Raw genomic sequence first — 24,743 nt, forward strand, 5'->3', positions numbered from 1 at the left:
CAGCTCCTACATGGGAATTCGCATTTCCCTGTAGGAGCTGCCGCAGGCTGCGATCTTTTAGCGGCTCAAATACATCCGCGTCGTTAGCAGATAAACCGGCAGCCCGGAAACCAAAATCAGCAGCGCCGCATAAGGCGCCGCCGCCGCAAACTCGACATTCGCCGTATGCGCCCAAACCTCGGTCGCCAAAGTATTGAGCCCGGTGGGGCTCAACAGCAGCGTCGCCGTCAATTCCTTCATCGCATCGAGAAACACCAGCGCAAACGCTGCGCCCAATGCCGGGAAGATGATCGGCAGTGTCACGCGACAAAACGCAGTGAACGATGAAGCGCCCAACGTACGCGCTGCTTCTTCCAGTTGCGGCGCGGCTTTGTTCAGCGCTGTACGGATCGGCGCCTGTGCCAGCGGCAAAAACAGCAGCGCATAGGCAATCAGCAGCAGCCCCGACGTCTGGTACAGCGCCGGCACGTAATGCAGGGCGAAATACACCAGTGTCAGCGCAATCACCAATCCTGGCAGGGCATGCAGCAGATACGGCAAGCGCTCGGCCCAGATCGCCAGTTGGCCTTTGTAACGCACCACCAGCAATCCGACCGGTACCGCCAGCACCAGACACAGCGCCGCGCCGCCGAGCGACAACGCCAGCGACGACAGCAGTGCCTCGGTGATCGCCGCCACCGGGAAGGCCGCCGAAGAGCCCACCGCCAGCCAATACGCCAACATCCCCAACGGAATCCCGCTGCCGACAATTGCCAGCGTCAGGCAATACAGCTGACCGACCGTTGCCCAAGGCCCGAGCCGAACCTGTTCAGCACGACGCGCCGCGCCTTGCCCGGTGCGCACATGCCGACCTTTGCCGCGTACGCGCAGCTCCAGCCACAACAGCACCAGACACAACGCCAGCAGCACGGCCGACAGCATTGCCGCGTTGGCATTGCTGAATTCGAGTTCGAATTGCTGGTAGATCGCCGTGGTGAAGGTCTGCAGACCAATGATCGACAGCGCACCGAATTCCACCAGCATGTGCAGGGCAATCAGCAGCGAACCTGCCAAGAGCGATGGCCACAGCAGCGGCAGGGTGACGCGGAAAAACACACCCCAGCGATTCTGTCCAAGCGTACGCGCCGACTCTTCAAGGGAAGGGTCGAGATTGCGCAGGGTCGCCGCCACTGGCAAGAAGATCAGCGGATATTTCGACAGGCTCATCACCAGAATCGCCCCGCCAAGGCCCTCGAACTGTGAACTCAGCGAGACCCAAGTGAAGCTGCTGACAAACGCTGGCACCGCAAATGGCAGGCACAAGATTACGCCCCAGAGGCGGCGTCCCGGAAGATTGCTGCGTTCCAGCAGCCAGGCCAGCGACAGGCCGACCACACCGCACGTAAGGGTTACGCCAACCATCAGCGCCAGAGTATTGCGCAGCAGGCCGAATACATACGGGCGCCACAACAAGTGCAGCGCCTCGGCCCAGCCGGCCTGCCAGGCTTTGAGCCCGACATAGGCGAGCGGCAACAGGCTCAGCAACACCAGCAACAGCACTGGCAGCACCAGCCAGATCGATGGCCGTTTGCGTTTTGGCACGTAACCCCCGCGCGCGGCGGGGGCGGATAACGATGCGGCCATCAGTTCAAGCCAACTTCACGTTCCAGTTCCAGCGCTTCTTCGGCATTGCCCAGATCGGCCGGCGTTACGTTCGGCGCTTCCAGCTCGCTGAACGGCTTGAGTCCGCGATCCGATTCCATGCCTTTGTGCAGCGGGTATTCGGCGGTGGTCTGAGTGATCACGCGCTGACCTTCTTCGCTGGCCATATAGGCAAGGAATTGCTGGGCTTCTTTTGGATGTTTGCTGGATTTGAGTACGGCAGCGCTGGATACGGTGATCAAGCCGCCAGCGTCACCGCCAGTGAAGTAATGCAGTTTCGAATCAAGCTTGCCTTTCTCGCGCTGCAGGGCAAACCAGTAGTAGTTGTTCACCAGCACGGTGGCCACTTCGCCGTTTTCCACGGCTTTGAGAGCGACCATGTTGTTGCTGTAGGTCTTGCCGAAAGCACGCAGGCCGGTCAGCCATTCTTCAGCGGCATCACGACCGTGCATCTTGATGATTGCCACGGCTTGCTCCTGAAACGCGCCGCTGGTCGGTACGAAGCCGACTTTGCCTTGCCATTGTGGATCGGAAAACTCCATCACCGATTTCGGCAGGTCTTTTTCATCGACCAGTTTCGGGTTGTAGGCAACCACGCGCACCCGCGCCGTTACGCCGATCCAGGTGCCGTTACCGGCGACATATTTTTCCGGCAGAACCGCTAGAGTCGCGTCATCGGTTTTGGCCAGCAGACCGAGTTCGCCGAGATTGTTCAGCGGTGGCGATTCTTCGGTGTAGATCACGTCAGCGGGGGAGCGGTCGCCTTCTTCAATGATCTGGCTGGCTAACTGATTGCTGCTGCCTTTGCGCACATTGACGTGAATGCCGGTCTTGGCTTCGAAGGCTTTGGCGATCGCGTCGCCGACTTCCTTGTGCTGGCCGTTGTAAAGAGTCAGGGAAACCGCATCGGCAGCCTGGGTGAGGGGAGTGGCGAGCGCCAGGCCGAGGAGGGTGAAGGTCAAGCCTCGGCGCAGGGTATTTCGAAACGTCATTCGCAGGGTTCCTCACTGTCGCATTGCAAAAACTTGCAACAATGATAAACGATATTGTTTCTCAAGTGCGCCTTGCGGTAGGGCTGGCGTTTTGATAGGCGGGTGGTGGTAATTGATTTTCTGGAAGCCAGAAACGCAAAAACCCGCTTTCGCGGGTTTCTGTGAAATCCAAGGTCGCAACCTTGAATTTGAATTGGTGCCCAGAAGAAGACTCGAACTTCCACGACCGTAAGGTCACCAGCACCTGAAGCTGGCGTGTCTACCAATTTCACCATCTGGGCAATCATCGCTAGCGTTGCCGCTGTTGATGTGGCGCACTATACGGAGCGCCTTTTGATCTGTAAACCCCTGATTTAATTTTAATAAATCAGTTTTAAGAAAACCCGGGCTTAGAATGCAAAAAACCCGCTTTCGCGGGTTTTGTGTGAGTCTCGAAACTGATCTAGTCTCAAACTCGAAATTGGTGCCCAGAAGAAGACTCGAACTTCCACGACCGTAAGGTCACCAGCACCTGAAGCTGGCGTGTCTACCAATTTCACCATCTGGGCAGTATCGGCAACGTTTGTACGTCGTCGATGGCGCGCACTATACGGAGCGTGTTTTTAACTGTAAACCCCTGTCAGCAAAAAATATGATTTTTTTTACCGGCGGTGGTCAAAACGGCTTTCGGGCGTCGATACAGGGCCTCAGTTGGGCCTTATATAGTCGGAAATTTCCCGTTTCATGGCGCCTATGCCAAACTAACCCGCATATAGACAAGGTGAAAACTCTCTAATGGCCGATTGGCAGTCCCTCGATCCCGAGGCCGCTCGTGAAGCGGAAAAATATGAAAACCCTATTCCTAGCCGCGAACTGATCCTGGCGCATCTCGCCGATCGGGGTTCGCCTGCTGCCCGCGAGCAACTGGTTGAAGAGTTTGGTCTGACCACAGAAGACCAGATCGAAGCCCTGCGCCGCCGCCTTCGCGCCATGGAGCGCGACGCTCAACTGATCTACACCCGTCGTGGCACGTACGCGCCGGTCGACAAGCTCGACCTTATCCTCGGTCGCATCAGCGGTCACCGTGACGGTTTCGGTTTCCTCGTGCCAGATGACGGCAGCGATGATCTGTTCATGAGCCCGGCGCAGATGCGTCTGGTGTTCGATGGTGATCGTGCACTGGCCCGTGTTTCCGGCCTCGACCGTCGCGGTCGCCGTGAAGGCGTGATCGTCGAAGTGGTCTCCCGTGCTCACGAAACCATCGTCGGTCGCTACTTCGAAGAAGGCGGCATCGGTTTTGTCGTTGCCGACAACCCGAAGATCCAGCAAGAAGTGCTGGTCACGCCGGGCCGCAACGCCAATGCGCAGATCGGTCAGTTCGTCGAGGTGAAAATCACTCACTGGCCAACGCCGCGCTTCCAGCCGCAAGGCGATGTGGTCGAAGTGGTCGGCAACTACATGGCGCCGGGCATGGAAATCGATGTGGCCCTGCGCACCTATGACATTCCGCACGTCTGGCCTGAAGCCGTTCTGAAAGAAGCGGCCAAGCTCAAGCCGGAAGTTGAAGAGAAAGACAAAGAAAAGCGCGTCGACCTGCGCCATCTTCCGTTCGTCACCATTGACGGCGAAGATGCCCGCGATTTCGACGATGCTGTTTATTGCGAAGCCAAACCGGGCAAGCTGCGCCTGTTCTCCGGCGGCTGGAAGTTGTACGTGGCAATTGCCGACGTTTCCAGCTACGTGAAAATCGGTTCGGCGCTGGACAACGAAGCGCAAGTGCGCGGCAACTCAGTGTACTTCCCCGAGCGCGTGGTGCCGATGCTGCCTGAGCAGCTGTCCAACGGCCTGTGCTCGCTGAACCCGCACGTTGATCGTCTGGCCATGGTTTGCGAGATGACTATCTCCAAGTCCGGCGAAATGACCGACTACTGCTTCTATGAAGCAGTGATTCATTCCCACGCTCGTCTGACGTACAACAAAGTCAGCGCGATGCTGGAAACGCCGAAAATCACCGAGGCGCGCCAGCTTCGCGGCGAATACAACGACGTTCTGCCGCACCTCAAGCAGCTTTATGCTCTGTACAAGGTGCTGCTGGCGGCCCGTCACGTCCGTGGCGCGATCGATTTCGAAACGCAGGAAACCCGAATCATCTTCGGTACCGAGCGCAAGATTGCCGAGATCCGTCCGACCACCCGCAACGACGCGCACAAGCTGATCGAAGAATGCATGCTGGCGGCCAACGTGGCCACTGCCGAATTCCTCAAGAAGCACGAAATTCCTGCGTTGTATCGCGTCCACGATGGTCCGCCACCGGAGCGTCTGGAAAAACTGCGCGCCTTCCTTGGCGAACTCGGTCTGTCCCTGCACAAAGGTAAGGACGGCCCGTCGCCGAAGGACTATCAGGCCCTCCTGGCGAGCATCAAGGATCGTCCGGATTTCCACCTGATCCAGACCGTAATGCTGCGTTCGCTGAGCCAAGCGGTGTACAGCGCTGACAATCAGGGCCACTTCGGCCTGAATTATGAAGCCTATACCCACTTCACCTCGCCGATCCGTCGTTACCCGGACCTGCTCACGCACCGCGCGATCCGCAGTGTGATCCATTCGAAACAGGACACCCCGCACGTTCGTCGTGCCGGTGCGATGACCATTCCGAAGGCACGCATTTATCCGTACGACGAAGCAGCGCTGGAGCAACTTGGCGAGCAATGCTCGATGAGCGAGCGCCGTGCCGACGAAGCGACCCGCGACGTGGTGAACTGGCTCAAGTGCGAGTTCATGAAGGATCGCGTGGGCGAATCGTTCCCGGGCGTGATCACCGCCGTGACCGGTTTTGGTCTGTTCGTCGAGCTGACCGATATCTACGTCGAAGGCCTGGTGCACGTCACCGCGCTGCCGGGCGATTACTACCACTTCGATCCTGTGCATCACCGCCTGGCGGGCGAGCGTACCGGTCGTAGCTTCCGTCTCGGCGATACTGTTGAAGTGCGCGTCATGCGCGTTGACCTCGACGAGCGCAAGATCGACTTCGAGATGGCTGAAAAAACCATCAGCGCGCCGATCGGTCGCAAAAAGCGTGGCGCTGAAACGGCTGCGCCTGCTGCAAAAGCCTCGGAAGAGAAGGCTCCAGCGAAAACTGCTGGTCGCCGCCCGGCCAAGGAAAAGGCTGCGGAAGCCTATCGCCCAAGCGACGCCGTGGCGAAAAACGCCGAGCTGCGCAAAAGCCGTGAAATGAAGAAAGCCCTGCTTTCCGACGCCAAAAACGGTGGTAAAGCGGCGTCCGGGGGAAAGACCGGACGGTCGGCGCCTGAAAAGGCCTCCGGCGGCAAGCCAGCCAAACCGAGCAAACACCGTAAAGGCCCGCCAAAAGCGGGTTCGGCTCCAGCCAAAAGTGGCGGGGCACGTAAACCGAAGGCGAAGTCATGAGTCAGTTGGAAAAAATCTACGGCGTTCACGCGGTAGAAGCGTTGCTGCGTCACCACCCGAAGCGCGTCAAGCAGATCTGGCTGGCGGAAAGCCGCAACGATCCGCGCGTGCAGACGCTGGTTGAGCTGGCCAACGAAAATCGTGTCCAGGTCGGTCAGGCCGAGCGCCGCGAAATGGACGCCTGGGTTGAAGGCGTTCACCAGGGCGTGGTCGCGGAAGTGAGCCCGAGCCAGGTCTGGGGCGAAGCGATGCTCGACGAGCTGCTCGATCGTACCGAAGGCGCGCCGCTGTTGCTGGTGCTCGACGGCGTGACCGATCCGCACAACCTCGGCGCCTGCCTGCGTTCGGCGGACGCTGCCGGTGCGATGGCAGTGATCGTGCCGAAAGACAAGTCGGCCACCCTGACACCTGTCGTGCGTAAAGTCGCTTGCGGCGCGGCGGAAGTGATTCCACTGGTGGCGGTGACCAACCTCGCTCGCACCCTGGAAAAACTTCAGCAGCGCGGTCTGTGGATTGTCGGCACGGCAGGTGAGGCCGAGGTCAGCATCTATGACCAGGACCTGACGGGCCCGACGATTCTGATCATGGGCGCCGAAGGCAAAGGCATGCGTCGCCTGACCCGCGAACACTGCGACTATCTGGTGAAACTGCCGATGGCCGGTAGCGTCAGCAGTCTCAACGTCTCGGTAGCAACCGGCGTCTGCCTGTTCGAAGCTCAGCGTCAACGCGGTGCCAAGGCCAAGGCTGCCACGAAGAAATCCTGATTCACTGCAAATCCCCTGTAGGAGTGAGCCTGCTCGCGATAGCGGAGCAACATTCAGCATCAAAATTGAATGTTGCCCTCCTTATCGCGAGCAGGCTCACTCCTACATTGTTTTGTGGAAAGGCGAAGGTCGGTGGTTGTTCAAATAATCACCAATTGCCTTGCACCTCTCCTGTCCCTTCTCTACAATTGCGCCCCTTGCTGTGACGGCAGGCACGCATGTGCCCCGCGCCAGCAAGTCCATAAGTGTCATTCACTCCTTGTCTGACCGTTTTTGAGCGGCAGGCTACAACCCGTAAGGAGCATTCATGCGTCATTACGAAATCATCTTTTTGGTCCACCCGGATCAAAGCGAGCAAGTCGGCGGCATGGTTGAGCGTTACACCAAGCTGATCGAAGAAGACGGCGGCAAAATCCACCGTCTGGAAGATTGGGGCCGTCGTCAACTGGCCTACGCAATCAACAATGTTCACAAGGCTCACTACGTGATGCTGAACGTTGAGTGCACTGGCAAGGCCCTGGCCGAGCTGGAAGACAACTTCCGCTACAACGATGCAGTGATCCGTAACCTGGTCATCCGTCGCGAAGAAGCCGTTACTGGCCAATCCGAGATGCTCAAGGCTGAAGAAAACCGCAGTGAGCGCCGTGAGCGTCGCGACCGTCCTGAGCACGAAGGCGCTGATAGCGCTGATAGTGATGACAGCGACAACAGCGATAACGCTGACGAGTAATCCACGGACCTTTTAAGGAGCCTATCAAATGGCACGTTTCTTCCGTCGTCGTAAATTCTGCCGCTTCACCGCTGAAGACGTGAAGGAGATCGATTACAAAGATCTCAACACTCTGAAAGCCTACGTATCCGAGACCGGCAAAATCGTTCCAAGCCGCATCACCGGTACCAAAGCTCGTTATCAGCGTCAGCTGGCCACCGCTATCAAGCGCGCCCGCTTCCTGGCCCTGCTGGCCTACACCGACAGCCACGGCCGCTGAGACCGGGCAGTCGACAAGTAGCAAAGGATTGAATGCATGCGTGCCTTAGCTGAGTTCATCATGCGAGGCCGTATGCAGGCCACTCTCGTGGTGGCCGGATGTGCAACATTGCCGTTGTTGTATTGGTTGGGTGCTGCCGCCGGGAGCCTTGTGCTGCTGCGGCGCGGATTGACGGACGCCCTTGGTGTTCTGTCGCTGGGAATGCTGCCGGCCTTGATCTGGTGGCTGTATGCCGATGACCCACGGGCACTTCTGGTGCTGCTGGGGTCCTCGGGACTTGCGTTGGTTTTGCGCGCAAGTGAATCCTGGGTCCGCACGCTGCTGGTCAGCGTAGCGATTGGAGTGGTGTTTTCGGTGGTGCTCGGGGCAGCGTTTGCGGCCCAGATCGAGATGCTCGCGCAAGCCTTGATAAAGGTCATGCCGGCGCTTCTCGGTGAGACTTACAAGCAATTGTCGGTCGAAGAGCAAGCGCGTTTCGCGTCCCTGATTGCACCGGTCCTGACCGGACTGATTGCGGCGTTGTTGCAGATCGTCAGCGTGCTGAGCCTGATTGTCGGGCGTCATTGGCAGGCGTTGTTGTACAACCCGGGTGGTTTTGGTCGCGAGTTTCGCGCCATCCGAATCCCGCTGGGGCCGGCGATGTTACTGCTGGCGTTGATGCTTCTGGGCCCGAATCTCGGTGCACAGATGGCCATGTTGACGCCGTTGTGCAGTGTACCGCTGGTGTTCGCCGGACTTGCCCTGATTCACGGGCTGGTCGGGCAGAAGCGACTGGCCGGTTTCTGGCTGGTGGGGTTGTACGTCACGCTGTTGCTGTTCATGCAGCTGATCTATCCGTTGCTCGTGGTCCTGGCCATTGTCGACAGCCTGATTGATTTTCGCGGTCGTCACGTGTCGAAAGACACCGATAACGCGAACGGTGAAGGTTAAAAGTTAAGAGGATTTCCACATGCAACTGATCCTTCTGGAAAAAATCGCCAATCTGGGCAACCTGGGCGACAAAGTAAACGTTAAGGCTGGTTACGGCCGTAACTACCTGCTGCCTTTCGGCAAAGCTACCGCTGCGACCGCTGCCAACTTGGCTGCGTTCGAAGAGCGTCGTGCTGAGCTGGAAAAAGCTGCCGCAGACCGTAAAGCATCGGCTGAAAGCCGTGCTGCCCAACTGGCCGAGCTGGAAGTGACCATCACTGCCACCGCTGGCGACGAAGGCAAGCTGTTCGGTTCGATCGGTACTCACGACATCGCTGACGCACTGACCGCTTCCGGCGTTGAAGTGCAGAAGAGCGAAGTTCGTCTGCCGAACGGCACCATCCGCAACGTGGGTGAATTCGACGTGGCTGTGCACCTGCACGCCGAAGTTGAAGCCACCGTACGCGTTGTCGTGGTAGCAGCTTAAGCAACACCTGATCGGCTGGCGGCTTGCCCGTCAGACGGTTAACATCGGGCACGATCCTGTTTACAGGTCGTGCCCTTTGTCTTTCTGAATTCCCTGCTTTTCACTTAATACTCAAGTGGCCATGAACGATATTTCCGCTCCCGAGCAATACGATCTGCAAACCGCTGCCCTGAAGGTGCCGCCGCATTCCATCGAGGCCGAACAGGCCGTGCTCGGTGGTCTGATGCTGGACAACAACGCCTGGGAACGCGTGCTTGATCAAGTCTCCGATGGCGATTTCTATCGACATGACCACCGTCTGATCTTCCGTGCGATCGCCAAACTGGCCGATCAGAACTCGCCGATTGACGTCGTGACCCTTGCCGAACAACTCGACAAGGAAGGTCAGACTTCGCAAGTCGGTGGCCTCGGCTACCTGGGCGAGCTGGCGAAAAACACGCCGTCCGTCGCCAACATCAAGGCCTATGCGCAAATCGTCCGCCAGCGGGCGACGTTGCGCCAACTGATCGGCATCAGCACCGAAATCGCCGACAGTGCCTTCAACCCGGAAGGGCGCACCGCCGAGGAAATCCTCGACGAAGCCGAGCGACAGATCTTCGCGATCGCCGAGGCCCGGCCGAAAACCGGTGGCCCGGTGGGTGTGAACGAGTTGCTGACCAAGGCCATCGATCGCATCGATACGCTGTTCAACACCGACGAAGCCATTACCGGCCTGTCCACTGGCTACACCGACCTCGATGAGAAGACCAGTGGCCTGCAGCCGGCTGACTTGATCATCGTCGCCGGTCGTCCGTCGATGGGCAAAACCACCTTCGCGATGAACCTGGTGGAAAACGCCGTCCTGCGCAGCGACAAAGCGGTGCTGGTGTATTCCCTCGAGATGCCAGGTGAATCGCTGGTCATGCGTATGCTCTCCTCGCTGGGCCGCATCGACCAGACCAAAGTGCGTTCTGGCCAACTGGAAGACGACGACTGGCCGCGCTTGACGTCTGCGGTCAACCTGCTCAATGACCGCAAGCTGTTCATCGACGATACCGCCGGTATCAGCCCATCGGAGATGCGTGCGCGTACCCGGCGTCTGGCGCGGGAACACGGTGAGATCGGTCTGATCATGATCGACTACCTGCAACTGATGCAGATTCCAGGTTCCGGCGGCGATAACCGAACGAACGAGATTTCTGAAATCTCGCGTTCCTTGAAAGCCCTGGCCAAGGAATTCAACTGCCCGGTGGTGGCGCTGTCGCAGCTCAACCGTTCCCTCGAGCAGCGACCGAACAAACGCCCGATCAACTCCGACCTCCGGGAATCCGGAGCGATCGAGCAGGACGCCGACGTGATCATGTTCGTGTATCGCGACGAGGTGTATCACCCGGAAACCGAGCATAAAGGCATCGCCGAAATCATCATCGGCAAGCAGCGTAACGGCCCGATCGGTTTTATTCGCCTGGCGTTCATCGGTAAGTACACCCGCTTCGAAAACCTCGCACCGGGCAGTTACAACTTCGACGATGACGAATAACCCAGCGTAGCCCGTTCGTCGTAACTGTCAGAGTTGACAGTGTCGCCACCCTTTGAGAAAGCCTGATAGTTCTTGTCAGGCCGTGACCAAGGGATCGAACAGCATGAGTGCACATCATCCCTCGTTTGGCAGACATCCTCGACCCGTGGTGAGGGTCGAGCAATCGTCGCTTTGCGACTCCGCGCGGTTGCACCCAGACCCGATTCACTATCAGTCCCAAGCCCTGTCGGGCGTTTCGCGAACCTTTGCTTTGACCATTCCGCAGTTGCCAACCGAGTTGGCGACGGTGGTCACGCATGCCTATTTGCTCCTTCGTCTCGCTGATACGATCGAAGACGAGCCAGCGCTGAGTCCCCGGCAGATTCGCTGTTATGAAAACGCCTTTTTAGACGTGGTAGGCGGACGACGGGACGCACGGCATTTCAGCGCCCAGGTGTGTGGGTTGTTAACAGAGCAGACTCAAGAAACCGAGCGAGCGCTTATGCATCATTTGCCGTGGCTGATGCAGGTCGATCATCACTTGAATGCCGTTCAACGTGGCGCACTGCTTGATTGTCTGAGTGTCATGACCCGAGGAATGGCCGAATTTCGAGTCGGGCTTGGGCTTCAGGGCCTGGAAACTCGACTCGACCTTGACCGCCTCTGTTACTGCGTCGCTGGCGTAGTGGGTGAAATGTTAAGCGAGTTTTTCATCGACTTCGATCCATCGCTTTCAATCGAGCGGGCGAACCTACAGCGTTTGTCAGTCTCTTTCGGCGCTGCTTTGCAACTGACCAATATCCTCAAGGACCAGTGGGAAGATCGCGCTCGGGGCGTCTGTTGGTTGCCTCAGGATCTATTTGCCGAAAATGGCGTTCAGTTGCGCTCATTGAAGCCCGGGCAAACGGATGCGAATTTTACCCGTGCGCTCTCGGAGCTGATTGGCACCACGCATGCGCACCTGCGACAGGCGTTTCAATACCTTTTGCTAATCCCGGCCGGGCAGCCGGGAATACGCCGGTTTATTGCCTGGACTCTAGGACTTGCGGTGATGACCTTGCGCAAAGTGCACGCCAATCCCGGATTCGGTTCAGAGCCACAGGTGAGGATTTCCCATGCCGAGGTGCTGTTGATCATGCATTCGGTGCAATGCGCTCAACGATCAGATCGAGCGTTGTCACTGCTGTTCAAACTCGCCACGCATCACCTTCCGCTCACCCCCTTAAGCGCGCACTGGCAAGCGGCAGCCTGGAATGCCAATCCATGGCCGCGCCATTCAATGTCCTTTCTTGATCAGCCGCCGAGATGAAAGCCTATCCCATCTGAGGCGCAACCCGGTGCTGACCGAGAATATTCGGCTAGCACCGGGTTTCGCCTTTTAACGCATTATCGATTGGCCGCAGCGTCCTTCTTGCCACGGTTCAAGGCTGAGTGCTCGCTCAGTTCCTGGCGTGTCAGTGTTTCGGTTAGCGCGGCTTCCTTGATCGCTAGCGCGGTTTGCAGTGCCTTGGATTGCGTTTCGTACTCGGCGAGCACGAGGGTTTTGTCGGCATGCGCGTCGTCGAGCGTCGCCTGCTGATCCTGAAACGGCTGGCGCTGCTCTTCGAATCGGGCGCGGTATTTATGCGTGATGAAGTCGTGCCAGAACTCCCTCGACATCAACGCCTCGAATTCTAGCGGCGAGTTGTCCAGCGCTTTGACATGGGTGTACGCGACATCCAGATCTGCCTGCGAGACGTTGACCAGTTGGGTGAACGCGGTTCGATCAGGCTGGCCAGGCAATTGCAGTCGATCCTTCAGGCCGTGGCGATAAGCGAGTCTGATTTCGACCTCCTCGCTGACGAGGTGCTCATGAGCCCCCGCCCCTTGGGCGCCTCTTGAGTTCCTGATGGTTTCTTCGCGCCGCGCGATATCAGCCGAAGCTATTTTGTCGACTTCATGCAAGCGAAACAGGCCTCTGGACAGCGTGGCCAGTTGTGGGCCTTGTGCCTGATCCCGTGCCAGGGCGCGCGCGTTGTAGGCCATGGTCCTGGTTTCCAGATTGGCAAAGGTAAATGCCGCGCGATCGCAACAGGTCGCGCTGCCCGCACGATCAAACAGCTCTCTGCGCAGGGCTTCGGATTGCGGGCTGTTTTCGGTAATGCTGTCGATGACCTTCCACACCCGACGTTGCAAATCCTGACGACCGATCGCGTCCGGCAACAGACGTTCCAGAGTGTTGAACAGGCCGTCGGAACCTTGCTGGGCGCGTAACAGCTGCCATTGCCTCGCGCGGTTCGCCATCTCATCGGCAGACAGGCCGACTGTCCATCGATTCATCGAGTCGGCTCTTGTTGAACCGCTTGCCTGATTCTGATCTCTGTTGTTCAGATTGACGTTTACCCACAATGCATCTCTGCTCGGGAACTGCGAGAGCGAGGAAGTCGTGAGCAAATTGTTCGCTCCGCTCAGGGTGGTTCCGGCAGCCAGCAGACGCTCCTCATAAAGGGTCAGTCGGCGGCGGGTGTCGTCGGACAGTGGATTGTTGTAAAGGCGGGTGACGCTGTTGACGCGTGCCGTTTGCAGCAGCCGTGCGTCCTCAGGCGCGATAACCGCATCGGGAATATGCGAGATCAGGTTGTTGCTCAAGTCGACGGTATCGAGTAGAGGCTGGTCGCCAAGACCGGTGGGGAAGTTTTCGATCCCGGCGTCTGCCATATGCAGCGAACGCATATCGACCATCCGACTGAAGTCCGGGGTGATGCGCAGTTGAGGATTCTGGTACAGCGAGAGTGCGCGCAAGGTCGTTCGCTCGGACAGGACACGAGCGGATTCGGCTGTCAGGACAATGCGATTGTTATGCAGTGCCAGTCGGGTCATGGCGCTCATTTCGCCAGTGGCCGGGGGCAGCTCGCGCAATTGATTGTGCGAAAGATCCAGCCAGCGCACGTGGCGAAAACGCGTCAGAAAACCTTCCGGCGAAGTACTCAGGTTCATGTGGCTCAGCTTCAGCGAGCCGACATGGCTGAAGTCCGCATCGATGTCCGGCAGGCTCGGCAGGCTCAAGCCGCTCAAGTCGAGTTCCAGGCCGATCGGGGTCAGATCATTCGCCAGTTTCTGTGGTGTCTCACATCGCCAGCAGGCGAGGATTCGGTCTCGAGCCACGGCCCTATCGTCACGGTTCAAAGCGTTGAGCTCAATTTGATTGGCGCGTACGTAGCTTGAGTGAACCCCACCACCGGAAAACACCCAGGCATCCAACTGGTTTTTCAGGCCGTTGAATTCCTGCTCAAGGCTGGCGAGCCGGGTCTGCGCCGTAGGGTGATCGAACCCGTAAATGTAATGCCTGCACTCGCTGATACTTTTGCCGGGATACAGCTGCCGATAACGCTGTGCCGCCGAGCCTTGCAGATCAAAACCCTGCGGTTGCGCCGAGTTCAGCCATTCGGGATGTACGGCTCGGATGCGCCGCCAGTAATCGTCCAACTGAATCGAGTAGTCGGATGGGAAATCGTTATCGGCGAGCCGCGTGACACTATTGATTTGAACGACTGCAGCCAATCGTTCCTGCGTCGGGTTGAGGTAGGCTTGCGGTACTTCCTTGAGCTGATTGTTGCTCACATCAAGTTTCACCCAGGCTTTGTGGGCCAGCAGTCCGGTCGGCCACTCGGTGATTCCGGTATGGCGCAGATCCAGTGTCGTCAGTTGGGAGAAGTTGCTGAAATCCGGCAACCTGCCAAGTGGGTTTTTCGCCAGAATGAGGCTTTCCAGACTGCCGAGTTTTTCCAGTTGGCTGGCGCTGACGGGGTCCAGTCGCAGCGTGTTTGAACTCAGATCCAGGGTTTTCAGCTTGGTCATCCTGGCGAGGGAGGCGGGGAGTTTTTCCACTGCGCAACGCGGCAGGATCAAATGTTCCAGCCCCGTGAAAGCGCTGAGAAAGGTGTCAGCGGTATCCGACCATTTCACGGATTCGAGCTCGAGTACACGCACATGGCTGAAGTCCGCCGTGAGCGCCGGCAGCGTTGCCCCGCCTGCCGGCAGCCTCAAGCGCGCCTCGGTTTCCTGACGCCAGCAACGTCTGATCAGCGACGTGACTTGCCTGGTCTCCTCCTGAGACCGCGCGGCGGTTTGATTTTGCGCCTGTGCCCAGTTCAACAGGTCTTTTTTCAAGGTTTTGTATTCGGCTTCCTTGAGGCTCAGGGCTCCGCCGACGTCGTCGCCTGAGGACGCAATCCAGGCGGCGACGCGGTGGTCATCGAAGCCTGGAAACAGTTTGCGCACCCGCGACTCAGGTCTGCTCGGCCGGTTGACCAAAGCGGCGAAGCGGTCGGCCAGGCTTTGCCGCGCGGGCCGCTCCTGTTCTCCTCGGCGCATTCCGCCCGCACCATTCAGGTTGACGCCGACCCAGCCATCTTCGGGGTCCCGCACGATAGGTTCCGAACGACCGGGGCGGGTGGCGACATAGACATTGGCTTCGTCCCCGGCCACCGGGTCGACGGGCCGCACGATGCGCATCACCGCAAGGTTGGGCGACGATGCGTCGCGATCGTGCAGTGTCTGATAAGCGTAATTGCGAATAACCACATACCGTTTGCCGTCGTGGTGAAACAGCCCTGCGCTGTCGGGCTCGACGTCGGCAAAATCCAGCGGCGTGCGGAACGCTTCAAGCCGCGAATCGGATAACGGGAAGATGATCGACTCAAGGTCACTGCGCGGATGCCACAGCCCGTTGTCGGGGTCGCGTGCCAGCACCGGGCCGGAGGCAACCAGCTCGCTTTGCAGTTTGGCGCGGTGCAGACCCGTCTGCGGATCAATGGCGACTTGCGCGATGTCACCGTTCCACAGGTCGACAAACTGGCGTCCTTTCAGGGTACGCAATCCCTGCGCGTCGGCAGCAGGCAGCACGGCGGTGGCGGGGAATTGATAGCGTTCCAGCCTGTCTGCGGGCGTTGCCGGAGCGCGCGCAGGGCTGGTCGGCAACTCGCTGACGGTGACCCGTGGCGTCTCCGCCATCATGCCCGGATCGGGGGCGACTGAAATTCTGTCGGTCTCGGGAAGAGGGCGCGGGCGTGGAGTCGTCGGCAGGTTGAATTCGACGCGGATCGGCTGACCGGGACTCAGGTGCGGGATATCCGGTGTTATCTGCGGTCGGGTGTGGATGTCGACGGTCGTGGTGCCGTGGATCGATGGTTTCTTTTTCATGCTCGTCCTTGCAAAAGCACCCCGTCGGCACCCGCGATCGGGCGCTGACGAGGCAGTCGGCATCATTGCCTGTTGGATGAAACGGGTTCGTATTAACCCGCCAGATCGAAGATTTTTCGCGCGGTTCTGCCATCGAAGGTTTCGCGCCATATGGCGACGTGGGGCAATCCAGCCTGTTCATCGCGGCGCTGCGAGGCGCTGCCGAGTCCGGCTTGTTCGAGGGTTTTCAGATGGCCGCCCCTGACGGTGAAGTTCAGTACCGGGCTGTCCTTCTTTTCATAGTGGAAATGGGCTTCCCACAGCGGGGTATCGCGAGTCCGATCCTTGATCGAGTAGACGTCGAGAAACGATTTGTTCTGGCCCTTGCCTTGGGGCTTGCGCTCGACGGTTCGCGTCACGCTGAGTTCGGCGTGGTCCAGCAGGTAATTCAGGCGCAGGATGTCCAGCACATGGCGATTCTTGTACAGGCGGATCAACGTGTTTTGCCCTTCGCGGTTCAATCGCTCGCTGGCGGAAGCCAGGCGCTCGATCAGCCCCGTGACGCTGGCGTCGTCACCGGGTCTCGCGAAGTCGCCCAAGCCTTTGGCCAACTGGTCGAGCCTGTCGGCCTTGTCGGCAAGAAATTCGACAATATTGGTCGGATTGGCTTTTTGCTGTTCCTGCGTCTGTGCCTTGAGCAAGTGATCATCAACCTGAGCGAGGGCCAGCGCGGCATCATCGAGCAACTGGGCTCTGGCCGGTGCCAGGCTGCTGGTGGTGACCGGACGCCATTCCCCTTGGCGTTTTTCGTAGCGTCGCGGGGGGCTGTCGGGTTTGTACGGATCGGGCACCGTGACCGTGACGCTGCCGTCCTGCGCCGTCTCCGTTTCTCCCATAAGGACTTTGTAACTGCCGTGTTCGCGGGTGCGGAACACCTTGCGTGGCATGACAGGGGGCGAATCCTTGGGTTGGGCCGGCAAGAAATCGAAATCGATGTTCTGGTCGTAGCCTGGCAGCTCTGCGTTGCTGCGCAGGGTCTGATAGATGTCCGTCAGTTGTTTCTCGATTCTTGCTTCGAAGGATTCGAGCAGTGGAATCATCTCTTTGATGTACTGCGCCTTGTCCGCAGGTTCGGACGCTATCAAGAGTTCGAAGCGGTTCTTTTCCAGGTTGATCTGATCAAGGAAGAGCCGTAATACAAGCGGATTGCCCGGCGATGCAGCACTGCGCATGTCTTCAATGGCATGCATTGCCCGAACGGAGTACAAACCGACACTCGGCAATTTTTCGAGGTCACCGGTCAGCAGATGCAGGTAGCAATGAAATTTGTTGATGTAGATTCTTTCAGCGTCTGGCACGTCCACTTCAAGCATGGCGAGTTCATGTTCGGCGCCGCGAAAACTCTTTTTGATCTGGTCGATCACGGCCTGGCGCTCATGGAGTACCAGCAGTTTTTTGTCCAGGTGCAGCAGTTTGAACTTGCTCGACTCCAGCGTGGCCTTCGCAAGCATGGGCGCCGCCCGCAAATCCATGGTCGCCATGAGCTTGCCCAGATAATCGACCCGAAGCATCTGTTGCTCGAACAATTCTTTTTTGTAGAGGCCGCCGGCCTTCAGGTAGACCAGCCAATCCTTGTGGTCGATGTACATCCTGACGAAGTCGGTTTGCATCCGGATGTGCTTGCGCAGATGAACCTCAAGGGCAATCAATAACGCCGTTCGCGCCGGGCCGTCTTCGGGGATTTCGTAGGATTGATCGCGCAACTGATTGAATTTTGCCGTGGATTGAACGAGATCATCACTGGCTTTGCGGATCGGCTCGTAGCGTTGCAGCAACAGTGTCACGCCCTCAGTGGTCGAGGGGTGGCGCCGCATTCCGCCAGCCAGGCCGACGATGACCGAGAGCCACAGGTATGGCCCCCCACGGGTGATGGCCACGGTCTCGCCGCTGCGACTGGGGTGATAAACGTTGTCACTGTCATGGGCCACCGGGTCTTTGCCATTGACGATGCGCCAGACTTTGCGCTCGGGGGAGGACGCCTCGACGTCGCGCATGACTTGATACGCCTGATGCTCGATAAGCGCGTAAAGCTTGTCCTCAAGTCGATACAGACCATCTCCATCGAGCCGGGCGCCATTGAGATCGAGATTGACGCGCAACGGTTCCAGCCGAGCGGCACTCAGGGGAAACGTCGCGGGAATGTCCTCTTCCAGTGCAAACCAGCGTTTGCTGTGCGGGTCCTGCAGCAGCAGAGGCCCCAAGGCCGTGGTTTCTGTTGGTAGCTTGGCGCGATACAGGCCACTGCGCGGGTCGAAGCCGATATGCACGATGCCTTCGGGCAGATCGACAAAGTGACGACCCTTGGCGGTGCGCAGCCCCTCGGCATCCGGGGCGGGAAGATGGCTGGTGACGGTGAGGCGATAGTCCCTCAACGCACGTTGCGCGGCGAGGCTCGCGGTCGTCGGCTCTGGCACTTCGCTCACCGTGACGGGCGGCGCTGCGGTGATGGCGTCCAGATCGGCGATTGGCCCCGTGCTGTCGGATTGTCGCGGTGGAGTTGCCGTTGACGGTAAATCCAGATGGGGCAAGTGCTCGGGGCGAATCATCGGGCTGTCGGGACGCGAAGGGCGGCTATGCACCTCGACAACAGTGGTTGTTTTCGGGGGTTTTACTGTCATGAGCGTTCATCCTTGAACGGTTGTCATAGTAAGGCTTTCATAATGAAAGGCTGACGGCGCTGCGTTTTAGTGGCCGGTCAGCCGGGCCGAATGCGCGGTTGACCAACAGTGTCGGGAACGCAGAGGCGGTTGCACTAAAAACCGACCACTGCCGTCGGAATTGGTCAAATTTTGTGCTATATTCCGCGCCCGCGATTTTTCATCTCAACACCGGTCGTCGACATGCAAGCAGCCAAGCCGTTATTTGACTATCCAAAATATTGGGCCGAATGTTTCGGACCAGCGCCATTCCTGCCGATGAGCAGGGAGGAGATGGATCAGCTCGGCTGGGATTCGTGCGACATCATCATTGTTACCGGTGATGCCTACGTCGATCACCCGTCGTTCGGCATGGCGATCATTGGCCGGCTGCTGGAGTCGCAAGGCTTCCGCGTCGGGATCATTGCCCAGCCAAACTGGCAGTCCAAAGACGACTTCATGAAGCTCGGCGAGCCGAACCTGTTCTTCGGCGTTGCAGCGGGCAACATGGACTCGATGATCAACCGCTACACCGCGGACAAGAAAATTCGTTCCGATGACGCGTACACGCCGGGCGGTATGGCCGGCAAGCGTCCGGACCGCGCGAGCCTGGTTTACAGCCAGCGCTGCAAAGAGGCGTACAAGCATGTGCCGATCGTCCTCGGCGGCATCGAAGCCTCGCTGCGCCGCATCGCGCACTATGACTACTGGCAGGATCGTGTGCGTAACTCGATCCTGATCGACGCCAGCGCCGACATCCTGCTGTACGGCAACGCCGAGCGCGCGATCGTCGAAGTCGCCCAGCGTCTGTCCTACGGCCACAAGATCGAAGACATCACCGACGTACGTGGCACCGCGTTCATCCGTCGTGACACGCCGAAAGACTGGTACGAAGTCGACTCGACGCGCATCGACCGTCCGGGCAAGGTCGACAAGATCATCAACCCGTACGTGAACACCCAAGACACCCAGGCCTGCGCCATCGAGCAGGAGAAGGGGCCGGTCGAAGATCCGCAGGAAGCCAAGGTCGTGCAGATCCTGGCCAGCCCGCGCATGACCCGCGACAAGACTGTGATTCGTTTGCCATCGGTAGAAAAGGTGCGTGGCGACGCCGTTCTGTATGCCCACGCCAACCGCGTGCTGCACTTGGAAACCAACCCGGGCAACGCCCGTGCGCTGGTGCAGAAGCACGGCGAAGTCGACGTCTGGTTCAACCCGCCGCCGATTCCGATGACCACTGAAGAAATGGACTACGTGTTCGGCATGCCTTACGCCCGTGTTCCGCACCCGGCGTACGGCAAGGAGAAGATCCCGGCCTACGACATGATCCGTTTCTCGGTGAACATCATGCGTGGCTGCTTCGGTGGCTGCACCTTCTGCTCGATCACCGAGCACGAAGGCCGGATCATTCAGAACCGCTCCGAAGAGTCGATCATTCGCGAGATCGAAGAGATCCGCGACAAGGTTCCGGGTTTTACCGGCGTCATCTCCGACCTCGGCGGCCCGACCGCGAACATGTACCGCATCGCCTGCAAAACGCCGGAAATCGAATCGGCGTGCCGCAAGCCATCCTGCGTATTCCCGGGCATCTGCCCGAACCTGAACACCGACCACTCGTCGCTGATTCAGCTGTACCGCAGCGCCCGTGCGCTGCCGGGTGTGAAGAAAATTCTGATTGCCTCCGGCTTGCGTTACGACCTCGCGGTCGAGTCGCCGGAGTACGTCAAAGAGCTGGTGACCCACCACGTCGGTGGTTACCTGAAAATCGCCCCGGAACACACCGAGGAAGGTCCGCTCAACCAGATGATGAAGCCGGGCATTGGCAGCTATGACAAGTTCAAGCGCATGTTCGAGAAGTACACCAAGGAAGCGGGCAAAGAGCAGTACCTGATTCCGTACTTCATCGCCGCCCACCCGGGCACCACCGACGAAGACATGATGAACCTGGCCCTGTGGCTCAAGGGCAACGGCTTCCGCGCTGACCAGGTGCAGGCGTTCTACCCGTCGCCGATGGCCACCGCCACCGCGATGTACCACTCGGGCAAGAACCCGCTGCGCAAGGTCACCTACAAGAGCGACGGCGTGACCATCGTCAAGAGCGAAGAGCAGCGTCGTCTGCACAAGGCGTTCTTGCGCTATCACGACCCGAAAGGCTGGCCGATGCTGCGTGAAGCGCTGATCCGCATGGGCCGTGGTGACCTGATCGGTCCGGGCAAGGATCAGTTGATCCCGACGCACCAGCCGGCCACCGACAGCTACCAGAGCGCTCGTCGCAAGAACTCGACGCCGGCCGGCAGCCATAAAGTGGCGAAGGACGGCAAAGAGAAGACCACCAAGATCCTCACCCAGCACACCGGTTTGCCGCCGCGTGCGAGTGATGGCGGTAATCCGTGGGACAAGCGTGAACAGGCCAAGGCAGCAGCGTTTGCCCGCAACCAGCAGGCGGCGAAAGAGCGCAAGGACGCTGCGAAGGGCAAAGGGCCGAAGCCGACCCGCAAGCCGGTCGTTCCGCGCTAAGTTGCTTTAGCTGAACAGAACGCCAACCTTCGGGTTGGCGTTTTGCGTTTCAGGCCTAAGGAAATGCGGCGAGCCCACTGGCCCCATCGCTGGCAAGCCAGCTCCCACAGGGGTCTTCAGTGGCCACCGTTCTGTGAGCGAAAGAGGAACCTGTGGGAGCTGGCTTGCCAGCGATGGGGCCCGCTCAGACATTCCCATCGATCAATGTCTGCCACAAATAGAAGCAAACTCGCCAAACCATTTCCTCGCATCGCCCGATTTTGGTGCTGTACTGCGCTAAGCATTCCGGGAAAGCGCCCAAGCCTGTGCATGGCATAAGTCTTGCGCGCTTTCGAATACGCTTAGGCTCGCAGGAGGCACGCCGTGTCGATTCATGTCGCATTGCATCACGTCACGCATTACCGCTACGACCGCGCTGTCGAACTCGGCCCGCAGATCGTACGCCTGCGCCCGGCCGCCCACAGCCGCACGCGGATTCTGTCGTATGCGCTGAAAGTCTCGCCCGAGCAGCATTTCATCAACTGGCAGCAGGACCCGCAGGGCAACTACCTCGCCCGGCTGGTGTTCCCCGAAAAAACCGATGAGCTGCGCATCGAAGTCGATCTGCTGGCCGAAATGGCCGTGTTCAATCCGTTCGATTTCTTCCTCGAACCCTACGCCGAGAAAATCCCCTTCGCTTACGCGGCCGATGAGCGCAAGGAGCTGGCGCCGTACCTCGAAACCCTGCCGCTGACGCCGAAATTCAAAGCCTATCTGGACGCCATCGACCGCACGCCATTGCCTGCTGTCGACTTTCTTGTGGCACTCAATCAACGCCTGAGCGAAGACATCGGCTACCTGATCCGCATGGAACCGGGCGTGCAAACCCCGGAACACACCCTCGAGCACGCCTCCGGCTCGTGCCGCGACTCGGCTTGGTTGCTGGTGCAATTGCTGCGCAACCTCGGTTTGGCGGCGCGATTTGTTTCCGGCTATCTGATTCAACTGACGGCGGATGTGAAGAGCCTCGACGGCCCGTCCGGCACGGACGTCGATTTCACCGATCTGCATGCCTGGTGCGAGGTGTATCTGCCTGGTGCCGGCTGGATCGGCCTCGACGCCACGTCCGGGCTGTTCGCCGGTGAAGGGCACATCCCGTTGGCCTGTAGTCCCGATCCGTCCTCTGCGGCACCGATCAGTGGCTTGGTCGAACCGTGCGAATGCGTGTTCAGCCACGAAATGTCAGTGGAAAGGATCTGGGAGGCGCCGCGCGTCACCAAGCCCTACACCGATGAACAATGGCTGGCGATTCAGGCGCTCGGTCGGCAGATCGATGCCGACCTGCTGGCGGATGACGTGCGCCTGACCATGGGCGGCGAGCCGACCTTCGTCTCCATCGACGATCCGGATGGCGCTGAGTGGAACACCGCTGCGCTGGGCGCGGACAAGCGCCGCCTCTCTGCCGAACTGTTCCAGCGCTTGCGCAAACACTACGCGCCAAAAGGGCTGGTGCATTTCGGTCAGGGCAAATGGTATCCCGGTGAGCAATTGCCGCGCTGGTCGCTCAACTGTTACTGGCGCCGCGACGGCGTGCCGATCTGGCACAACGATGCGCTGATCGCTGACGAACAGCAGGATTACGGCGCCACTGGCGAGCTGGCCGGGCGTTTTCTGGCGAGTGTCGCCGAGCGCCTGAAATTGCCTACGCGTTTTGTGTTCCCGGCCTACGAGGACAATTTCTATTACCTCTGGCGCGAGGGCACGTTGCCGAGCAACGTCAGTGCCGAAGACTCGCGTCTGGAGGAGCCGCTGGAGCGCGCACGCCTGCGCAAGGTCTTCAGTCAGGGCCTGAACAAGGTGATCGGCCAAGTGCTGCCGCTGGCGCGCACCGCCAAGGGCGATCAATGGCAGAGCGGGCGCTGGTATCTGCGTGACGAGCACTGCCGATTGGTACCGGGGGATTCGCCGCTGGGCTATCGCCTGCCGCTCGGTTCACAGCCGTGGGTGAAGGCCGCTGAGTATCCGTTCGTTCATCCTCAGGACCCGAATCAGGATTTTCCCGAGCTGCCGGATGCCGCGCAGCTCAACCATCACGCTGAGCCGGCGGCAGCTGAGGAGCGTGCACCAAAAATTGATGAATCCGCCGATTGGCTGACCCGCACAGCGTTCTGTGCCGAAGCCCGCGATGGACGTCTGTATCTGTTCATGCCGCCGCTGGAGCGGGTCGAGGATTATCTGGAACTGGTCGCGGCCATCGAAGCCACCGCCGAAGAACTGCATTGCCCGGTATTGCTGGAAGGCTACGAGCCGCCCAGCGATCCGCGCTTGAGCAACTTCCGCGTGACGCCGGATCCGGGTGTCATCGAGGTCAACGTGCAGCCCTCGGCGACGTGGGACGAATTGGTCGAGCGCACCGAGTTTCTCTATGAAGAAGCGCGGCAGACGCGCCTGACCACTGAAAAATTCATGATCGACGGCCGCCACACCGGCACCGGCGGCGGTAACCATTTCGTGCTTGGCGGCGCGACACCGGCAGATTCGCCGTTTCTGCGGCGCCCGGATCTGCTGCGCAGCCTGATCAGTTACTGGCACAACCATCCGTCGCTGTCGTATCTGTTTTCCGGTCTGTTTATCGGCCCGACCTCGCAGGCGCCGCGTGTCGACGAGGCGCGCAATGACTCACTGTACGAACTGGAAATCGCCTTTGCGCAGATGCCCGAACCGGGCGAGGAATGCGCGCCGTGGCTGGTCGATCGACTGCTGCGCAACTTGCTGATCGACGTCACCGGCAACACGCACCGGGCTGAGTTCTGCATCGACAAACTGTATTCGCCGGATGGCGCCACCGGGCGCCTCGGTTTGCTCGAGCTGCGGGCGTTTGAAATGCCACCCCACGCGCGCATGAGTCTGGCCCAGCAGTTGTTGTTGCGGGCGCTGGTCGCACGGTTCTGGCGTGAACCCTATGCGCCGGCAAAATTGGCGCGCTGGGGCACTGAGCTGCACGATCGCTTCTTGCTGCCGCACTTTATCGAGCAGGACTTCGCTGACGTCATCGTCGAACTGAACAGCGCCGGTTATCCACTGCGGGCGGAATGGTTTGCCGCGCATCTGGAATTTCGCTTTCCCAAGGTCGGCGATTACGCGGTCAACGGCATCGAACTGGAGCTGCGTCAGGCGCTGGAGCCCTGGCATGTGCTCGGCGAGGAGGGCGCGGCGGGCGGCGCGGTGCGCTATGTCGATTCGTCGCTGGAACGCTTGCAGGTCAAGCTCAAAGGCTTGCCACCGCAGCGCTATCTGCTGACCTGTAATGGCATCGCAGTGCCGTTGCATCCGACCGGGCGCGTGGGCGAGTTCGTTGCCGGCGTGCGTTACCGCGCCTGGCAACCGGCCAACTGTCTGCAGCCGACGATTGCGGTGCACGCGCCGTTGATATTCGACTTGCTCGACACCTGGATGGGCCGTTCGCTGGGCGGTTGTCAGTACCACGTCGCGCATCCGGGCGGACGCAATTACGAGACGCTGCCGGTCAATGCCAACGAAGCCGAGAGTCGGCGCATGGCGCGCTTCTTCCGCGTCGGACACACGCCGGGGAAACTTCCCATACCGAATGTGGAAATCAGTGACGAGCTGCCGATGACAATCGATTTACGACGTTTCTAAGTCCTGCACGACACTCGGATTTTTCGTATATCCGCGTGTCATGTGC

General features: G+C 59.4%; 14 protein-coding genes and 2 tRNA genes. 10 read left to right on the top strand and 6 right to left on the bottom strand.

All coding sequences use genetic code 11. The features are described from left to right. Positions 1-57: 57 nt before the first annotated feature. From EJA71_RS12150 to EJA71_RS12165, 4 genes are all read right to left on the bottom strand, one after another. Positions 58-1,623: an iron ABC transporter permease gene (locus EJA71_RS12150; protein WP_158957109.1), complete on the bottom strand. Its 1,566-nt coding sequence runs from the start codon at positions 1,621-1,623 to the stop codon at positions 58-60. After that, a complete protein-coding gene (locus EJA71_RS12155) occupies positions 1,623-2,633 on the bottom strand; it encodes an extracellular solute-binding protein (RefSeq protein WP_007915841.1) in 1,011 nt (336 codons plus the stop codon). The genes EJA71_RS12150 and EJA71_RS12155 overlap by 1 nt, the downstream gene beginning before the upstream one ends. Before the next feature lie 194 nt (positions 2,634-2,827). Continuing rightward, positions 2,828-2,914: transfer RNA gene (locus EJA71_RS12160), tRNA-Leu, on the bottom strand. Positions 2,915-3,094: 180 nt separating this feature from the next. Then, positions 3,095-3,181: transfer RNA gene (locus tag EJA71_RS12165), tRNA-Leu, on the bottom strand. Between the two features lie 226 nt (positions 3,182-3,407). Between EJA71_RS12165 and rnr the strand changes: the two genes are divergently transcribed. From rnr to EJA71_RS12205, 8 genes are all read left to right on the top strand, one after another. Then, positions 3,408-6,038: a ribonuclease R gene (gene rnr, locus EJA71_RS12170; protein ID WP_077570643.1), complete on the top strand. Its 2,631-nt coding sequence runs from the start codon at positions 3,408-3,410 to the stop codon at positions 6,036-6,038. Continuing rightward, entirely contained in the window at positions 6,035-6,802 is a 768-nt protein-coding gene (rlmB, locus tag EJA71_RS12175) for a 23S rRNA (guanosine(2251)-2'-O)-methyltransferase RlmB (protein WP_158957111.1), read from the top strand. Before rnr ends, rlmB begins: the two co-directional genes overlap by 4 nt. A 307-nt stretch (positions 6,803-7,109) precedes the next feature. Then, entirely contained in the window at positions 7,110-7,532 is a 423-nt protein-coding gene (gene rpsF / locus EJA71_RS12180) for a 30S ribosomal protein S6 (RefSeq protein WP_003236224.1), read from the top strand. Between the two features lie 28 nt (positions 7,533-7,560). Then, complete coding sequence (gene rpsR / locus EJA71_RS12185) at positions 7,561-7,791, top strand: 30S ribosomal protein S18 (protein ID WP_002551829.1); 231 nt, start codon at positions 7,561-7,563, stop codon at positions 7,789-7,791. A gap of 36 nt (positions 7,792-7,827) precedes the next feature. Then, positions 7,828-8,721: a hypothetical protein gene (locus EJA71_RS12190; RefSeq protein WP_158957113.1), complete on the top strand. Its 894-nt coding sequence runs from the start codon at positions 7,828-7,830 to the stop codon at positions 8,719-8,721. A 19-nt stretch (positions 8,722-8,740) separates the two neighbouring features. Further along, positions 8,741-9,187 (top strand): 50S ribosomal protein L9, encoded by a 447-nt coding sequence (gene rplI, locus EJA71_RS12195; protein WP_003221136.1) that lies wholly within the window; start codon positions 8,741-8,743, stop codon positions 9,185-9,187. Between the two features lie 121 nt (positions 9,188-9,308). Beyond that, entirely contained in the window at positions 9,309-10,706 is a 1,398-nt protein-coding gene (dnaB, locus tag EJA71_RS12200; RefSeq protein WP_158957115.1) for a replicative DNA helicase, read from the top strand. A 103-nt stretch (positions 10,707-10,809) separates the two neighbouring features. Further along, positions 10,810-11,994 (top strand): squalene/phytoene synthase family protein, encoded by a 1,185-nt coding sequence (locus EJA71_RS12205; protein WP_158957117.1) that lies wholly within the window; start codon positions 10,810-10,812, stop codon positions 11,992-11,994. Between the two features lie 77 nt (positions 11,995-12,071). Here EJA71_RS12205 and EJA71_RS12210 read toward each other — a convergent pair whose 3' ends face one another. After that, the gene (locus tag EJA71_RS12210) at positions 12,072-15,866 is read right to left on the bottom strand and encodes an NEL-type E3 ubiquitin ligase domain-containing protein (protein ID WP_256671701.1); all 3,795 of its coding nucleotides are present in this window, start codon (positions 15,864-15,866) and stop codon (positions 12,072-12,074) included. A gap of 92 nt (positions 15,867-15,958) precedes the next feature. Next, positions 15,959-18,523 carry a hypothetical protein gene (locus EJA71_RS12215; RefSeq protein WP_158957119.1) on the bottom strand — a complete coding sequence of 855 codons (2,565 nt, stop codon included), beginning with the start codon at positions 18,521-18,523 and terminating at the stop codon, positions 15,959-15,961. Between the two features lie 222 nt (positions 18,524-18,745). Here EJA71_RS12215 and EJA71_RS12220 point away from each other — a divergent pair, with 222 nt between their 5' ends. Both EJA71_RS12220 and EJA71_RS12225 read left to right on the top strand, forming a co-directional pair. After that, on the top strand, positions 18,746-21,058 hold the full coding sequence (locus EJA71_RS12220; RefSeq protein WP_158957121.1) for a YgiQ family radical SAM protein: 2,313 nt from the start codon (positions 18,746-18,748) through the stop codon (positions 21,056-21,058). A gap of 363 nt (positions 21,059-21,421) precedes the next feature. Beyond that, positions 21,422-24,697 carry a DUF2126 domain-containing protein gene (locus EJA71_RS12225; protein ID WP_158957123.1) on the top strand — a complete coding sequence of 1,092 codons (3,276 nt, stop codon included), beginning with the start codon at positions 21,422-21,424 and terminating at the stop codon, positions 24,695-24,697. Positions 24,698-24,743 lie beyond the last annotated feature (46 nt).

Source organism: Pseudomonas sp. PB106 (assembly GCF_009764645.1).
In the GTDB taxonomy this organism is placed as follows: domain Bacteria; phylum Pseudomonadota; class Gammaproteobacteria; order Pseudomonadales; family Pseudomonadaceae; genus Aquipseudomonas.

Bases quoted from the DNA above. Each gene is read 5' to 3' on its own strand.
- EJA71_RS12155 (WP_007915841.1), bottom strand. From the start codon at position 2,633: ATGACGTTTCGAAATACCCTGCGCCGAGGCTTGACCTTCACCCTCCTC.
- EJA71_RS12215 (WP_158957119.1), bottom strand. From the start codon at position 18,523: ATGACAGTAAAACCCCCGAAAACAACCACTGTTGTCGAGGTGCATAGC.
- rlmB (WP_158957111.1), top strand. From the start codon at position 6,035: ATGAGTCAGTTGGAAAAAATCTACGGCGTTCACGCGGTAGAAGCGTTG.
- rpsF (WP_003236224.1), top strand. From the start codon at position 7,110: ATGCGTCATTACGAAATCATCTTTTTGGTCCACCCGGATCAAAGCGAG.
- EJA71_RS12190 (WP_158957113.1), top strand. From the start codon at position 7,828: ATGCGTGCCTTAGCTGAGTTCATCATGCGAGGCCGTATGCAGGCCACT.
- EJA71_RS12220 (WP_158957121.1), top strand. From the start codon at position 18,746: ATGCAAGCAGCCAAGCCGTTATTTGACTATCCAAAATATTGGGCCGAA.
- rplI (WP_003221136.1), top strand. From the start codon at position 8,741: ATGCAACTGATCCTTCTGGAAAAAATCGCCAATCTGGGCAACCTGGGC.
- EJA71_RS12150 (WP_158957109.1), bottom strand. From the start codon at position 1,623: ATGGCCGCATCGTTATCCGCCCCCGCCGCGCGCGGGGGTTACGTGCCA.
- dnaB (WP_158957115.1), top strand. From the start codon at position 9,309: ATGAACGATATTTCCGCTCCCGAGCAATACGATCTGCAAACCGCTGCC.
- rpsR (WP_002551829.1), top strand. From the start codon at position 7,561: ATGGCACGTTTCTTCCGTCGTCGTAAATTCTGCCGCTTCACCGCTGAA.
- EJA71_RS12205 (WP_158957117.1), top strand. From the start codon at position 10,810: ATGAGTGCACATCATCCCTCGTTTGGCAGACATCCTCGACCCGTGGTG.
- rnr (WP_077570643.1), top strand. From the start codon at position 3,408: ATGGCCGATTGGCAGTCCCTCGATCCCGAGGCCGCTCGTGAAGCGGAA.
- EJA71_RS12210 (WP_256671701.1), bottom strand. From the start codon at position 15,866: ATGAAAAAGAAACCATCGATCCACGGCACCACGACCGTCGACATCCAC.